The 17,092-nt window shown below is 43.0% G+C and carries 10 protein-coding genes; 1 reads left to right on the top strand and 9 read right to left on the bottom strand.

What is annotated here, in order from left to right; translation table 11 throughout:
* Positions 1-784: 784 nt before the first annotated feature.
* From H5073_RS15575 to ackA, 4 genes are all read right to left on the bottom strand, one after another.
* Complete coding sequence (locus tag H5073_RS15575; protein ID WP_182680486.1) at positions 785-1,381, bottom strand: Yip1 family protein; 597 nt, start codon at positions 1,379-1,381, stop codon at positions 785-787.
* Positions 1,382-2,089: 708 nt separating this feature from the next.
* Positions 2,090-2,509 (bottom strand): hypothetical protein, encoded by a 420-nt coding sequence (locus tag H5073_RS15570; protein ID WP_182680485.1) that lies wholly within the window; start codon positions 2,507-2,509, stop codon positions 2,090-2,092.
* A 567-nt stretch (positions 2,510-3,076) separates the two neighbouring features.
* On the bottom strand, positions 3,077-5,242 hold the full coding sequence (gene pta / locus H5073_RS15565; RefSeq protein ID WP_182680484.1) for a phosphate acetyltransferase: 2,166 nt from the start codon (positions 5,240-5,242) through the stop codon (positions 3,077-3,079).
* Between the two features lie 82 nt (positions 5,243-5,324).
* The gene (gene ackA / locus H5073_RS15560) at positions 5,325-6,524 is read right to left on the bottom strand and encodes an acetate kinase (protein WP_182680483.1); all 1,200 of its coding nucleotides are present in this window, start codon (positions 6,522-6,524) and stop codon (positions 5,325-5,327) included.
* A 178-nt stretch (positions 6,525-6,702) separates the two neighbouring features.
* On the opposite strand from ackA, the gene yfbV reads away from it, so the two are divergent.
* Positions 6,703-7,146: a terminus macrodomain insulation protein YfbV gene (gene yfbV, locus H5073_RS15555; protein ID WP_182680482.1), complete on the top strand. Its 444-nt coding sequence runs from the start codon at positions 6,703-6,705 to the stop codon at positions 7,144-7,146.
* Positions 7,147-7,229: 83 nt separating this feature from the next.
* Here the strand turns inward: yfbV and pflA are convergent, their stop codons facing one another.
* The 5 genes from pflA to H5073_RS15530 form a co-directional block, all read right to left on the bottom strand.
* Entirely contained in the window at positions 7,230-7,967 is a 738-nt protein-coding gene (gene pflA, locus H5073_RS15550) for a pyruvate formate lyase 1-activating protein (protein WP_182680481.1), read from the bottom strand.
* 72 nt (positions 7,968-8,039) lie between these two features.
* Entirely contained in the window at positions 8,040-10,322 is a 2,283-nt protein-coding gene (gene pflB / locus H5073_RS15545; RefSeq protein ID WP_182680480.1) for a formate C-acetyltransferase, read from the bottom strand.
* A 468-nt stretch (positions 10,323-10,790) separates the two neighbouring features.
* Complete coding sequence (locus tag H5073_RS15540) at positions 10,791-12,323, bottom strand: DUF3360 family protein (RefSeq protein WP_182680479.1); 1,533 nt, start codon at positions 12,321-12,323, stop codon at positions 10,791-10,793.
* Between the two features lie 603 nt (positions 12,324-12,926).
* Complete coding sequence (locus H5073_RS15535; RefSeq protein ID WP_182680488.1) at positions 12,927-13,832, bottom strand: LysR substrate-binding domain-containing protein; 906 nt, start codon at positions 13,830-13,832, stop codon at positions 12,927-12,929.
* A gap of 217 nt (positions 13,833-14,049) precedes the next feature.
* Positions 14,050-16,941 (bottom strand): TonB-dependent receptor domain-containing protein, encoded by a 2,892-nt coding sequence (locus tag H5073_RS15530; protein ID WP_182680478.1) that lies wholly within the window; start codon positions 16,939-16,941, stop codon positions 14,050-14,052.
* Positions 16,942-17,092: the final 151 nt, after the last annotated feature.

Genomic DNA, 17,092 nt, shown 5'->3' with positions numbered 1-17,092 from the left:
ACCGGTCTTGAAAACCGGCAAGGGTTTATAGCCCTTCTAGGGTTCAAATCCCTATCCCTCCGCCACATTCAACAAAAAAGCCCGCTATTTATAGCGGGCTTTTTTGTTGGGCGAAGGAAAGGGATCTGAACCCTAGGGTTCCTCTTTATTAGAGCAAGCTATCCCTCCGGCACATCAAACGTAAAATCTGCCAGTAATGATAAGGCTTTTTTGTTGGGCGAAGGAAAGGGATCTGAACCCTAGGGTTCCTCTTTATTAGAGCAAGCTATCCCTCCGGCACATCAAACGTAAAAGCTAACAGCAATGATAAGGCTTTTTTTGTTGGGCGAAGGAAAGGGATCTGAACCCTAGATCCTTTTTATTAGAGCAAGCTATCCCTCCGGCACATCAAACGTAAAAACTGACAGTAATGATAAGGCTTTTTTGTTGGATGAAGGAAAGGGATTTGAACCCTAGATCCTTTTTATTAGAGCAAGCTATCCCTCCGATACATCCCCCCAAGGCTGATTTGATCAACAAGGCCCAACGAAAGACCCAATACAGCAATTGGTGGTATCCGACCAAAGCAAAAACTGGCACTAGTGGCATAAGTCTCTACTTTTTAGCTCAGTTAAAAATGGGGGGATTACCATTATTGAAGTGAAAAACCATTTACATTATTGTAACGTCAGTCGAGAAAATGAACGCGTGACAAAAATAAAAATGCCGCTCTTTTTAAGTGAGCGGCATTACAGTTGGGTGTTTTTTTATTCAGCACCCTAATAGCTTTAGTCAGTTAATTCACTTATTGCAGCATAGGGCCAAAGCCTAGACTCCATAGAATAACACTTGAGCCCATTAAGGCGACAAGCAGTACAAGACCTGCAGTCACCACAGAGCTTGCATAAATGAAGCCCTTTTCTTCGGGGATATTCATGATAATTGGCACCCCTGCATAAAGTAAATATACTGAGTAGGTCACCCCAATTAAACCGATAAGCATGATAAACCATAATACTGGGTATAATGCGGCAAACCCAACCATAAACAATGGCGTTGCGGTGTAAGCTGCAAGCTCAAGAGATTGAGTGTAAGTCGGATTAGCGTCGAAGGTGTGAGCCATCCAGTAAGCGAGATAAGCTAAGGCAAACACTCCGCCTAAGAGTCCAAAGTACATGCCTACCGACATAAACATCGCGCTTTTACTGGTCAGAAATAATAATTCGCCTACACCAGGATTCCAGCCTATGTGAACCGTTGCAAAATAAGAGCAGATTGCTGGAATGAGGGCGATAAGCAATACATGGCTTAAACTGCTCTTAACCGCTTCATGATTTTTTTCAATTGTGTGCCACTCTTCTTTTGGATGAGTGTAGAGTCCCATTAAGTGATTCAACATCATTGTAATTATCCTTTTTTAGCGTACAACACTAAGCTCGACAATTGCTGTATATAAATGTACAGCTTGTATATCAATCACCCAATTCGGCCCAACACATACTTAATATACTAAGTAATCACTTCATCCCAATTTGAAGCGTATCCAGTTTAGGGGATTGCTATAGTTTATATATTGAACAAAAAAATTACTTCGTCAAGTGCTAATGAATCAGATGTTGTTTTTATGTGAATAAACGTGGTGGTGAAAGGCCATTTTTTGATGCTAATTTTGTTGTTATTTCAGTTTTTTTTATAAAACGGTCAGTTTCTGTTATATTTTTGCTGACAGAACTTACTGTTCTGAAAGTTTTGTGTAACTCCGACTGTGAACTGTATGTGAGGCTTGTTATAATCAGCAACAGAAAGAATGATTGAACATTTCTTTTCAGGAGCATGTCAGTTCCATAGAGAATAGCCTGAAGGCAGATCCTGTACCCTACATAACACTTATAACGGAGTTAAAATGGAAGTTCATGAATACGAAAGCGCTTATTACCAAGTAAAAGATGATGTTTTAACGTCTTTACCTACTGAAGAAGAGTAAGCAAAGAGTGAACGAGCATTAGCTCAGTGAGAATAAAAAAGCAGCTTAATTAAGCTGCTTTTTTTATGGATGTTTTAGATGACTTTTTAGACTGTAGTACAATTTAAAGTGCGATTAACAACGGCTTTACCTTCTCCCCCTCTCTGGCAGAAACTCAACGATGACCCAGCGTTTGCCGCGTTTATGCAGTCGGATGGTTCTGTCGTCAACCCAATGCTTCCCGCCTTTTTTACCGACCATTTTGATGATCACAGTAACATCATCTGTAAACTTTCGGAAAAAATCGATATCAATTTCATCAATAGACATACTAACGTCTGTCATCGACAGCCCTAATACGTGACGTTGTACTGAGGCGGCTATATAGTAATGTTCAAGTAACTCTTGCAGTTCCGCAGTGACGAAGGGTTTGGCTTTTTCGACGTCTCTATCAATATAGATAGCAGAGAAAAACCCCAATGAGACTTCTTCTGGAGAGAGTTGAATTTCTTCGGCTTGTTCACAACCTTGAAGAATAAATAATAGCAAGATGATAATTCTAGACATAGGTATTTTCTTATTTTAATTTGCTAAGTGAGATTTATGCTGAACATAAACGGCTTATGAGAGTTGCTACTGGCTTAAGCCAATACTGCCTTTTTTGTTAGTATCCTGATTTAACCAAGTTATAGCAAGCTAGGGTAACAGGTAGCTTTTTAGATTTTACTTGCTGGAGTTAATCGGCTATTTTTGGATTGACTTGAGGTCAAATTAATGACATATATTAATGCAGGTTGAACAATGACTCAAACTCGCGTTGAAATCAGTCTCCTCACGGATAATGTTATCCACAGAATCTGTGGGTAAGTGTGTTGAAGACTTCTAACAACTTTCTTAAGCTTATGTTATTTATGCGATTTATGTTTTGGTTAAATTTTACCACCCTAGGTTTTCTTGTTGCTAATCTCATCATTTAAAATAACTCATTAGCGCCAATATCTTGGTGCAAACATTATTTTAGTAAAAAAAAGCACTGCAATGCAGTGCTAATTAATTTCAGAATAACCGCTGTTTTCAGAGTGTGTTCAGATCCTAGTCGCCGCGGTGGGTTAGCGTTTAATCTTTTGTACTTACTTAACTAATTTCCAGTGCTAATTTAGCCTCATTTTGCGCCGCTTGAATGGCGGTTAAGGCAATGGTATAGACTATGTCATCCACTAATGCGCCTCGTGATAAGTCATTCACAGGCTTGCGCATGCCTTGCAGCATAGGGCCAATACTGATCAAATCAGCACTTCGCTGCACCGCTTTATAGGTAGTGTTACCTGTATTGAGATCGGGGAACACAAATACGGTTGCCTTGCCGGCTACAGGGCTATCAGGTGCTTTTGAGCGGGCTACGTTTGGCATCACAGCTGCATCATATTGCAGTGGGCCATCGATAATTAAATCAGGACGTTTCTCTTTTGCAATACGGGTGGCTTCGCGTACTTTGTCTACATCTGAACCAGTACCTGAGTTACCCGTTGAATAACTTATCATGGCAACCCTAGGCTCAATGCCAAATGCTTTGGCTGATTCTGCCGATTGAATCGCAATATCCGCAAGCTGCTCAGCGTTAGGATCAGGGTTAATGGCGCAATCGCCATAAATTAAGACTTGATCTGGCATCAACATAAAAAATATAGATGAGACTAAGCTTGAGCCAGGTGCTGTTTTAATTAATTGCAGCGGCGGACGTATGGTGTTGGCTGTGGTGTTAATTGCACCAGAGACTATACCATCCACTTCATCTTGAGCCAGCATCATGGTGCCCAGCACCATGTTGTCCTCTAACTGCTCTTTGGCGACAACTTCAGTTAAGCCTTTGCCTTTACGCAAGAGCAGCATAGCTTCAACGTATTTTTCACGGGCAAAAATAGGATCGATAATCTCAATGCCTTCACCCAATTTCACGTCTTGCAATGAAGCAATGCGTTCGATTTCTTCTCTGTTACCCAATAAAACACATTTGGCAATACCGCGCTCAGCACAAATGGATGCTGCTTTAATGGTTCTAGGTTCTTCACCTTCTGGGAGCACGATGGTTTTTTTCGCAGCCCGTGCAAGTTCTGTTAGTTTATAGCGGAACGCTGGTGGCGACAGTCTGTGTTCACGAGGTGAGTCTTGAGTGACGCTCTCAATCCAATTTTGATCGATATGACTGGCGACAAACTCTTGCACTTTTTCAATGCGAACGGCGTCATCCACAGGCACTTCATGATCAAAGCGCTGAATATTAAGTGAAGTTTGCCAAGTATTGGTATCAATAAGAAACACAGGTAGACCCGTTTCAAAGGCTTGTTCACACAGTTTCATTATTTCAGGTTCAGGCTGATAGCCACCAGTGAGCAGCAATGCCCCTACTTTGACGCCATTCATGGCAGCAAGACAGGCTGAAACGATAACATCTGAGCGATCGCCTGAGGTGACCAATAAAGAGTTGGTCTTAATGTGGGTAACCATGTTGGGAATACTGCGGGCACAGAAGGTGACTTTGCGCATTCTTCGTACATTCATTTCACCGGCATTAATGATGCGAGCGTTTAAATGTTTTGCCAGGTCAGACGCTCGTGGAGACACCAGATCTAAGTTATAAGGCACACTGCCCAAGATCCGCAGCGGGCTTTTCCCTGGAAGCTGGAACATGCCCGCGGTATCAGAATGTTTAACTCCTTGGTGGTCAAATACTTCTGACAAGTCAGGACGTGCACGGCCCTCATCATCAACTGGAGCACCAATTTTATTGATGATAGCGCCAATTAAGCGTTTGTTTTTGCTGCCGCCCCAAGAGTTGTAAGCAATTTCTAAGCGGTTCATTAAGCCGTTGGCTGTATCGTTGCCAGGGGTGGCGATAAAAATCACATCGGCATCGAGAGCTTTGGCTATTTCATAATTGATATCATCGGAAAATGGGTGCGAACGAGTGGGCACTAAGCCTTCAATGACTAAGATTTCAGTATTACTGGCACACTGAGCTGTCCGGGCAATAATTTGCTCCATCAATACATCGGTTTGCTCTGAGCGAATTAAGTTCTCCGCATCTTCCATGGAGAAAGGCTCAAGGGGGTTAACCGTAGGGGACTTGCTTAAAATAGTCGTAGAACGCTCAGGCCCTTTATCGCCGGAGCGAATTTGAGCAATAGGTTTGAAAAATTGCACCTTGACGCCTTTGCGTTCTAAAGCGCGTACCATACCAAGACTTAAGGAGGTCAGACCCACCCCAGTGCCTATTGGGATCAGCATAATATTACGTGACATGAAAACCTCTGTTGCTGAATGAGTAATCAAAAATGATGCACTGCGGCATTATAGCCGCAGTAAAATGGCTCAAGATTAGCACTTAGGCCATAACAAGTTTCATGGCATCTTCTGCAATAACCCATTCTTCATTTGTTGGGATAACCATCGCGAGGGTGCTGCCTGGTTTGGTGATAATACCTTGTTTGCCAAAACGGGCAGCTTTATTGAGTTCACTATCGACGCTGAAGTTAAAAATCTCTAATAAATTAAGCACTTTTTCGCGAATTAGATCTGAGTTTTCACCAATACCCCCGGTGAAGATAACCGCATCTAAACGGCCTAATGGCACAGTGTAAGAGGCGATGTATTTCGCTAAACGGTAGCAGAAGATTTCCAGTGCCAAGGTGGCACCTTTGTGACCATCTTGATAGCCTTCTTCAATGCCGCGGCAATCGTTAGTTAACTCAGAAATCCCCAACAAACCACTTTGTTTATTCAGTAGGTTGTTAACTTCATCTAAGGTGTAACCCAGCTGTTTGACTAAGTGATAGATGATAGAAGGGTCAAGATCGCCACAGCGAGTGCCCATGACTAAGCCTTCAAGGGGCGTTAAGCCCATTGAAGTGTCAACGCTCTTGCCGCCTTTAATTGCAGTGACCGAGGCACCATTGCCTAAGTGAGCACAAATAACATTGGTATCTTTAATGTCTTTACCGATAACTTTTGCCGCTTCGCGGCTGACGTATAAATGGCTGGTGCCATGCATGCCATAACGGCGAATGCCATGCTCGCGATAAAGCTTGTAAGGCAGGGCGTACACGAAGGCTTTTTCAGGCATGGTTTGATGAAACGCAGTATCGAATACCGCTACTTGTGGCAATCCAGGGAAAGAGGCCATGGCGGCGCGAATACCGATCAAATGAGCCGGGTTATGCAGTGGCGCCAGTGACGCGCAATCTTCAATGCCTTGGATAACGTCATCGTTGATGATAACTGAACGGGTAAACTTCTCACCACCATGGACAATACGATGACCGATAGCATGAATTTTTGCTGCAAGTTCAGGTTGAGCTGCGAGAATTTTATTCACGATAAACTCAACCGCTTCTCTGTGCGCAGTAAAAGCACCAAGTTTCGCTTCTGATTTCTCGCCGTTACATTTCCATTTGATGCGCGAATCTTCTAAGCCAAAACATTCCGCAAGGCCTGAGATATGGTCGTCGCCAGTCAAGGCATCGATGACAGCAAACTTTAATGATGAGCTACCACAATTAAGGACTAATACTAATTTATCTGACATATTTACGCCTTTTTAAGTCGAAAGTTTAAAATTGAAAATCATTGATTAATTTATAAAAAAATTCTTATTCATCGGCTCACAGGCCTTAATAGGCCAGATGATGCCTAAACCTGGCATTGGGGCTATTCCCCGACTTATGCTATTGTGCATCTATGAATCATAATTTGAGTGACCCTGATTGAGTCTTTCTTCCTTTACGCTTTTAGGCGATGGTCGCCGCTACATGAAAACTTGGCCTATGGTCAAACAATTGGGGTTTTACTTCCCCGAGTATCGTGTGGTTAAGGCAACGCAATTAGCACTTAACACTTTGCCACTGTTAGCCATTTTAGTGGCTTGTTCTCAAGTTTACCTACTAGGTTGGGACTTTTTGCCTCAAGCTGTTGCCATGTCATTATTTATCATTAGCTTACCTATTCAAGGATTACTTTGGCTGGGTTGGCGCGCTCGTCATCCACTGCCGCTAAGTTTATTCGATTGGGGCAACCAACTAAGCGGTAAACTCAGCGCCATGGGCATCGCTTGCCAACCTTTAGGCGCTAAGGCTTGTTACCTTGATATGGCTAAAATTCTAAAGCTGGCGTTTGAACGCTTAGACAGCCATTACTGGGAACAATTATAAATCAGCTTATGTTTAACTGAGACCAAATTTACCTAAACCGTACCTTATACCAATCAACGCCAGTGCTCATTTTAGTCTTAAGATTAGTCACTGACATTAATCCCTCGCGTTTTGAAGACGGCGCTAACCTTATCCATGGTCTCCTTTGTTGGCGGGCTGACATGGGACAAGCTGTAGCTTTCACCGAATGCTTGCCATTTATGGGCGCCAAGCTGGTGGTAAGGCAGTAATTCTACTTTTTCTACATTAGCCATAGGTTTGATAAAGTCAGCCAGTGCAATCGCAGCCGCCTCATCGGCGGTAAAACCATCGATAACCACGTAGCGGATCCAAGTTCTCTGGCCACGTTTAGCTAAATGTTGAGCAAACTCTAACGTACGTTGGTTACTCACCTTGGTGAGCGCTATGTGCTTATCATCATCCATGTGCTTAATGTCTAGTAGCACTAGGTCAGTATTATCGAGTAACTCGTCGATAATAGGGGTGTATTTACGCACAAAACCATTGGTGTCTAGACAAGTGTGGATCTGATTGTCTTTGCAGGCTTGAAACAATTCATTGACAAACTCTGCTTGCAATATAGCTTCGCCGCCGCTGGCGGTAACACCACCACCACTGGCGTCTAAAAAGGGTTTGTAGTCTAATATTTGTGCCATTATCTCTGGCACGGATACGGTTTTTCCACCATCAAGATCCCAGGTATCGCGATTATGGCAATACAGGCAGCGCATCAGGCAGCCTTGCATAAAAGTGATGAAACGTATTCCTGGCCCGTCGACAGTACCAAAGGACTCCGTTGAATGTATTCGACCTAAGGTCATAGTGGTGATTACTCCGCAGATAAAAGCAAAAAAGCTGCACTTAATGAAAAGTGCAGCTTATTTTAACAGTTTCTAGAGGCCTTGGGTGAAGGTTCTAGTGATCACATCCTGTTGTTGCTCTGTGGTCAGTGAATTAAATCTTACTGCATAGCCTGAAACACGAATGGTGAGTTGAGGGTATTTGTCAGGGTGTGCTATGGCATCCACTAACATTTCTCTATTCATCACATTGACGTTTAAGTGCTGACCTCCTTCGCGATTTGGACCACTGGTAAAGTAGCCATCCATCAAGGCTGCTAAGTTAACGCTGCGGCCTTTGTCATCTTTACCTAAAGCATTAGGTACGATTGAGAAGGTATAAGAAATCCCGTCTTGAGCATGAGCAAAAGGCAGTTTTGCCACTGAGGTTAATGAGGCTATAGCACCATTTTCATCACGGCCATGCATAGGATTCGCACCTGGAGCAAATGGTGCACCAGAGCGGCGACCATCTGGGGTGTTACCAGTTTTTTTACCGTAAACCACATTTGAAGTGATGGTTAAAATTGACTGAGTCGGGATAGCATTACGATACATTTTCTTATCACGAATTTTCGCCATAAAGCGTTCAACTAAGTCACACGCTATGTCATCGACTCTGGCATCGTTATTACCAAATTTTGGATAATCACCTTGAATATCAAAATCAATAGCAATGCCGTCCTCGTCACGAATGGGCTTCACTTGGGCATATTTGATTGCTGATAATGAATCGGCTGCGATCGATAACCCGGCAATACCACAAGCCATAGTACGGCGTACATCTCTGTCATGAAGTGCCATTAATGCGGCTTCATAAGAATACTTGTCATGCATATAGTGGATTGAGTTGAGGGCGGTGACATATTGGGTGGCTAGCCAATCCATTAAGCTGTCTAAGCGTGTCATCACGTCATCAAATTCAAGTACTTCTGTTGCAATCGGTGCTGTTTTTGGTGCTACCTGAATTTTAAGCTTTTCATCCACGCCGCCGTTAATGGCGTATAGCATGGTCTTGGCTAAGTTGGCTCGCGCGCCAAAGAACTGCATGTGTTTGCCTACAATCATAGGGCTTACGCAGCAGGCGATGGCATAATCGTCTGAGTCAAAATCAGGACGCATTAGATCATCGTTTTCATACTGAATTGAGCTAGTGTCGATTGAGACTTTAGCGCAATAGTTTTTGAATGCCTGTGGCAGCTTTTTCGACCAAAGCACTGTGATGTTTGGCTCAGGGCTTGGGCCCATGTTGTATAAAGTGTGCAAGAAACGGAAGCTTGATTTGGTCACAAGCGTTCGGCCATCAACACCCATACCCGCAATAGACTCAGTCGCCCAAATTGGATCGCCAGAGAATAACTCATCATATTCTGGGGTACGTAAGAAACGAACCATACGTAGTTTCATCACGAAATGGTCAACCATTTCTTGAGCTTGTTGCTCAGTGATGATGCCATTCTTCAGATCGCGTTCAATAAAGATATCTAAAAAGCTTGAAGTACGACCAAGCGACATAGCAGCGCCATTCTGGCTCTTAACCGCAGCTAAATAACCAAAATAAGTCCACTGGATGGCTTGTTGTGCCGATGCTGCAGGCACTGAAATATCAAACCCGTATGAACTTGCCATTTGCTTCATTTGTGCAAGAGCACGGTATTGCTCAGAGATTTCTTCTCTTAATTGGATCACTGAAGATAACTCTTCACCGGCTTCAAACTGCGCTTGTAATGAAGTGAACTGGGCAAGCTTATCTTGCATTAGGTAGTCAATACCGTATAACGCGATACGGCGATAATCACCAATAATGCGGCCACGGCCGTATGCATCAGGTAGCCCTGTTAATACACCGGATTTACGGCATGCCATAATTTCTGGGGTATAAACATCAAATACACCTTGATTGTGAGTCTTGCGCAGCTCTGAATAGATGTAGTTAATATTGCTATCAAGCTCACGGTCATAAGCTTTGCATGAGCTTTCAACCATGCGAATGCCACCATTTGGCAACATGGCACGTTTAAGTGGTGCTTCAGTTTGTAGGCCGACAATGGTTTCCAGAGCTTTATTAATGTAGCCCGCATCATGTGAAGTAATCGTTGATACTTTGTCAGTATCAAAATCCACAGGGGCATGAGTTGAGTTTTCAAGCTTAATGCCTTCCATGACCTTATTCCACAATTCAGTGGTGGCGTCGGTCGCGCTTGCTAAGAATTCATCATCGCCTTCATAAGGGGTGTAGTTCTGTTGAATGAAGTCGCGAACATTGACTTCAGTCTTCCAATCGCCAGCGCTAAAGCCTTCCCATGCGTTGGCAAATAATGTGGTGTTGTCTTTCATCTGTTAATCCTCTGGTTGATTACAGCGGATGCCTAGTTATTTCAATGTGACTGAAACAGAGCATGAGGCAAACCGTAAAGTTTTTTGAATTCTGTTATCTAGGGCATGTCACTAGAATTTTAGTATGGCTTATTTAAATAGGTGAATCGAAATATTGGTAAGACCAATTAACCATGTAAAAATATTAGCACAGCAATGGAGGTCTGGCACGTATAACCACTCAGGTTTCACTGACTAAAAGCTGAAACTGTTAACTGGCTAACAAAATAGTCCATTTGTTGACGCAAAAAAAAAAGCGCCGCTGTTCATTATGGGCCGATGTCATAGCATTTATGCAAAAACAGCGAAATCCCAAGAGATTTCGCTGTTTTTATCGTACTGATGAACTGCCTGATATTATGAGTCTAATCTTAACAGTCTGGTATTGTTAGCCTAGCAGCAAGCGTTGGATACGGCTTGAGCTTTATTCTAGAGCAGTGCGGGAATACCTTCTATCATACCTACCGCTAACATGGCGGCGAGGCAAATCACGAATGCAAGCCCTGGGATCACGATGCGGTCGGCAAACGAAAGACTTTTAGGCCTTTCCTTATCACCAATCAACCCGTTGTTATCCAGAAGCATAGTCAGTGCCCATGCAAGTACAGGATTTGCCACAAAGGCGGCAAAAATACAAATGCCGGCGGCTTGGCTGCTGGTGGTGTCTTTCACCATTTGCAGTCCAGCTTCAAGTAATGGTAGAAACACCCCGACCAAAAGTGCGATTGACATCACAGGGCGCCAGACAGTGATATCCATAGGGTAACCTATGATAGCAACAACAATACATAAGCCGCCTAGCAAGATAGCGCCGGCGGGAATTGGACGCTTAGCAATAGCGGCAGGGATCATATAGGTTCCCCAAGAAGAGGTAATATTACCCCCACCTACAGCGGTACCTACCATCTGTCTTACTGAGCAGGTGGTCATAGTGTCATCAACATCCATCAACACTTTTTCTGCGCCTTTTGGGTAGTTAAGTTCTTGGAAAATACGGTGGCCTAAAAAGTCAGGTGACCACATGGCCACTGCCAAAATAGCAAAGGGCAGTGAGGCGATGAAGTGCGCCGCATTAGGTAAACCTAGCATCCAACCGTGCTCGGTTGAGCCCCACCAATAGACAGGATTTAGATTTGGGATCCCAGGCGCCGTGGTAAATTGTAAATCAAGCCCTGCACCTAGGGCGAATGCCAGCACTATGGCCATGATTGAGCATAGGGGGATGGCAAGCCAGCGTTTGCCGTATTTAGCTAGCGCGGCGTATAGAATGACATTCACTAACAAGATGGCGAAGGCCACATATCCTAAGGAATAATCCAGGCTGTGCTTAGCTTGTAAACCGCCAGCCCAATCAAACAGTGAGCCAATTTGACTCTTAGCGCCCATGAAACCTAGAAAGACCAATAAACCGCCGGCGACACCACTACTGGTGAGATTAACGAGTTTAGAACCGCCTTTGAGATAACTGAGAATAAGCCCAAATACACCGATCAAGATGGCCAAAGCTAATGGATGAGCACCAGCAAGGGCGATGGTGCCAATAAGCGGGATCATAGGACCATGATTACCGCCAAGGTTTGCCCTTGGGTTAATGAAACCTGAGCTGATAATGCAAAACAAGAGTGCTGGAATAAGCATTTCAACACGAACAATTTGAATAGCAAATTCGGCGCCTAAATTAACATGCTCCCATTTCTCGCTAAGGCCTGCAGCCCAGGCGGCCATAACGGCAGAGTACATCACTGTGATGCCTATGGTGCCAGCAATAGCAGGGACTAAGTCTTCCCACTCGAAACGAAAGTCACGTCCAGGAAGGTTTAATCCCCAGCGCCGTGGCTGCATGATCTTTAGCTCATTTTCTAAATAGGCCTCACGGCTTTCAAACTCGCTCGCAGGACGATGAAGCTCGCTATAACTTGCTGTTACAGTTTCACTTTCTGATTTACTGACTGTGTCTGACATAATTTCTCATTCTCCGCAAAGAACTTAATGATCCATCCTAGGGAAAACAGCCGAGTGCATCCTGCATTATCGAGTCTCAGCTTAGTTCTATTTTTGGGTGTTGCTTAATTTTTTTAAAAAGTCTTAACTTGGTAAGACCAATTTACCTCGTGGATTTTAGCACAGCCCATATTGGTCATCACTGGCTATCAATAAACTTGTTGTTTTGTTTCATTGAAATGGGAGCTAGTTAACAACTTGAGCTCGGTTTTGTTGGGCTTTTAAGCATAGCTAACGGCTGGTAGAGGAGGAGCTTTGCCGTGGCTCATGCTCACTCAGTATTTTAAGGGGAGGATTTGGCATGATGCAGTGAAATAAGCGGGTGAATTTTCTATCAGTTATATTGATAGTCAGTATCATATTGAACAATGCTATTGGGCCCGAGTTTAAATAACCAATAACATTGCAGAGTGTCTGCCTGAATTGCAATCTCTGAGAGAGCGAAGCGCCTAAGTGGATGACTAGACCTTGGCGCATAGACGTAATTGGGAGGGGAATGTATAGAAATAATAACAGTGTCTGTTACAGGCTTTAACTAGAGCTAATCGTGTGGAAAATTAAGTGTTACCGGTCGGTGAAGTGTGCCTTTTTGATACGTTTTGCTTGGGTTATGAAGCAATCCCGCAGTGGATTATCGCCGCTATCATGACGCCAAATAAATGAGAGGTGGCGTTTCAAGTTTAGTTCGGGGGTCGAAAGGATCACCAGTTCGCCACAAGCAAGGTCTTTTTCCACATCAAGGTAAGGCAAGCACGTTAAATAGGCACCTTTTTTGACTAATGCTTTTAACAGCGGAATTTGTTCATATTCTTTCCACACATTGAGTTTGTCTATTAATCCATGAATAGCCGCATCAAAAATTCGTCGAGTACCTGCTCCTTGCTCCCTCAGGACCCAGGTTGCTTGTTCTAATTGGGCTAGACTGTTGTTTTTATGCTGGGCGAAAGGATGCCTAGCTGAAGCAATAACCACTAAATGATCATCTATCCAGTGCTCATGATGCAGACGGCTATCGTCATTGCGGCCCTCGATGATGCCCAAATCACATTGATAGTCTAATAAAGCCTGCACGACTTTATCGCTATTCTCAACCGTAAGTGCAATTCTCAGCTCTGGAAAATCACAGTCTATTTGGCTGATGAGTCCAGGTAATAAATGCTCAGCTGCCGTTTGGCTTGCACATAGCCTTAGTGTGCCACTGATAATTTGTTGATCATGTAACCCTGAGGCTATTTGCTGGGCATCTTGCAATAAACGCCGCGCCCTAGGCCTAAGCCATTGGCCCCAATGGCTTAATATAAGGCGATTACCTTGGCGAATAAATAAGGGTCTATCAAGCAAATGTTCTAATTGGCCTAATGACATGCTAACGGCAGATTGGCTCATGGATAATTTTTTGGCGGCGGCGCTGACGCTTTCTAAATCTGCAACGGCATCGAATACTGTCATTTGTTTTAGGGAATAATGCATCATAAAAAGTGATTACAGATCTTAAGGAGGTAAGGGATTGGTCCAACAGTCTATGACTATTGGCTAATTTAGGCTTAGGCCTAGATCACATTTTTTGGCGTGAAGAAAAATCAATATTAAATGAGTGCTTAGCTAAGTCAATATTTCCGAGGGGAGAATAAAAACGGCATCCTAAGATGCCGTTTTTTAGCAAAGATAAAACTGTCTAGTTAGACGGTTAAAACTTGTAGCTAGCTGTCGTATGGAAGAAACGGCCTACGTTATCGTAAGCGCCAGTATCACTATCAGTACCAGTTGAACCATAAGGTAAGTCACGGTTAAATACGTTATCAATACCAAACTTCAATATAACCCCAGAATCAAAGTTGTACGCAACTGCGATGTCGCTAATGAAATAGCTACCATACTCCATCCTGCTATTCGGGTTAGCATTAAGTGCTAAAGACTTACTGGTATATAAGTTAACCGCTTCAACATAACGGGTTCTCCAGTTAACGTCCCAGCTATCAACTGAATAACCTGTACTCCAGTTTGCTTGCCATTTTGCATAACCAGCTGTGCCTGATAACTCTTCAAAAGTATTAGGCTCATCTTGGAAAGAGAAGTCCTTACGCTTTAGTAGGCGAGTTGCAATTAGGTTAGTACGTACATCACCATCAAATACTTCAAAGTTGTAGCCGATATCAAAGTCGATACCTGCAGCTTCTAGTGATGCGATGTTAAGTGATGATTGACGAATTTGAGTAATTTCACTACTGCTTGAATCACGAGTAATTAAGTTACAGTATTCGTTATTAACACCTGTTTTTGAATCAACACAGCGGTCGATAATATCTTGAGCACTAACAGAACTGATGGCATTATCAATGGCAATGTTCCAGTAGTCAGTGGTGATAGATAACCCTTCGATAAAATCTGGCTGATACACAATACCTAAGGTATAACTTGTAGATTCTTCAGCTTTTAGCTCTTGGTTGCCACCACTAAGCCCTTCAATTCTTTTAGAATCGTAATCAGGGTCAAAGCCAGCAGGAACACCTAAGGCTGCACAATTTGTTTGTCTTTGCGCTGAGTCATCTAGGACATCTAGATGTTTTACGCGGCATGAATCTTTAATATCGAAGAATGTTTGGCTTGGCGCGCCATAAAGCTCACTGATATTGGGTGCGCGCATCGCTTCAGCATAAGTCGTACGGACGCGAATTTCTTCATCCACTTCCCAGCTTAAGCCTGTTTTCCAGGTTGTGGCATTGCCAATGGTGCTGTAATCAGCAAAACGAATCGCCAATTCTAGATCTAATTGACGGATCATAGGTAAATCAGCAAGTAATGGAATGCTTGTTTCTGCAAACACTTCATTGACATCGAACTCACCTTTATCTTCACCTAGGGCATTGAAGAATGTGCCAGCTGCATTGCTTGGTTCGAAAACTTCACTTTGCTCTTTACGGTATTCAACACCCGTTGAGAACCCGACATAACCAGCTGGTAATTCAAACAGACCTGAATTGGTTAGCGTGCCACCCAATACGGTTTGCTTGATAACTGATGTACCCGTTGAAACTGTATTGATATAGTTCGCTGCACTTTGGCTAGGCGCACCAAAACCAAAAATATTTACTGGAACACAGCCAGCCGCACGTGCCGCTTCATCACGGCATACAGCCTCACCATTTAGCAGTACTGAATCAAGTGCGTTGGCATAATTGGCTTTAATTAAGTTGTTTTTATTGACGCGCTTTAGATCTGTTTGACCGTAAACCGCATAAACATCATAGTCCCAATCTTCAAAAGCTAAGCCTTCTAAACCCATCACATATCGTTGAGTTTCTCGGGTATCATCTTCAATACGAGCACCCAAATCTGTCATGAAACGGCGAATGTTAATAGAGCTTAATGGGGCTGCCTTGCCGTCTTTATCTTTATTCGCTTGCATTAATGCAACGAGTTCAGGGTTGATAAATGCATTGTCTATTTTGACGTCATTAAGTTTATTACCAAAAAAGAATGCTGGTTGGCCTTCATCTGTTGATTGGCTATTCACATATTTAGCTTCAAAATAAGCATTATTATCATCATTTAGTTGATAGTTAGTTTTGAAGTTAATGTTGTATCTTTCAAACTCAGGCTGTAATTCAGTGAACTGGTTTAGATTAGTCACATCACAATCAGAGCAATAAATGCTATCAACATTTTGACCTAAATAGACATTTTTGATTGAACCATCTGGATTAAATGTTTTCCATCCACCTAAATTGAAAGTACCAGCATTGCTGATGCTGTAGTGACCAGCATTAGGTGTGAAAAATTTATCAGGATCTGAAGGGTTGTTTGAATCGATTGGCTTACCATTGGCATCAAGAGGGCGAGTGGTATTTTTAAGGCTTGAGAAAGGAACAGAAGTCTGCTCACGATCAAAGGCTCTTAATTGCTCTTGTGCACTATATTCTACAGCAAAGGCAACGTTACCTTTACCTTCAGCATAGTCTGTACCATAAGAAAGCGATAAACGGTCTTTATTGTGGCCGCTATCATCAGCCCAGCCTTTTGTTGCTGAAACGTCAAAACCATTGATGTCTTTCTTTAAGATAAAGTTCACTACGCCAGTTACAGCATCAGCACCGTAAATTGCAGAAGCACCACCGGTAATCACTTCTACTTTATCGATCCATACACTTGGAATAGTGTTAACGTCTACAGATGAGGTGCCTGCAGAGCTAGAAACATGGCGTTTACCGTTTACAAGAACCAATGTACGAGCAGTGCCCATGCTTCTTAAATCAAGTAAGTTAAGACCTGAAGTGCCGATAAATCTGCCTGAGTTAGCTAATGAATATGTGCTACCTAAAGCAGGCAATTGGTTCAAAGCCTCACCAATGTTAGTCACACCTGTTGAAAGTAGCTCATCACCAGTGATAACGGTTACCGGTGTTGGAGCTACTGCGCCTTCGCGAATGATACGAGAACCAGTAACCGCGATACGTTCAACTTGCTGTACAGAAGTGTTTTGTTCTTCTGCTACAAGGTTAAAAGATGTCGTAGCTGATACGGCAGCGCCACTTACTAGCGCAAAGCGAACCGCTTTGGCTAATATTGAATTAGTTTGCATTTCATAACTCCCAGAAAAATCTTTATATTGTTATACGGTAATTTTTCTATGCCTTTTTAAGGCATAAAATTACTCGGAGACGAATATAACCATAGGGATGGAACGAAAGGCAATAAAGACAAAATACACAGATCTAAAGTCTTAGTTAACA

The sequence above is a fragment of the Shewanella sp. SR44-3 genome, assembly GCF_014163735.1.
Lineage (GTDB): Bacteria > Pseudomonadota > Gammaproteobacteria > Enterobacterales > Shewanellaceae > Shewanella.
This window is presented reverse-complemented; position numbering and strand designations above follow the sequence as displayed.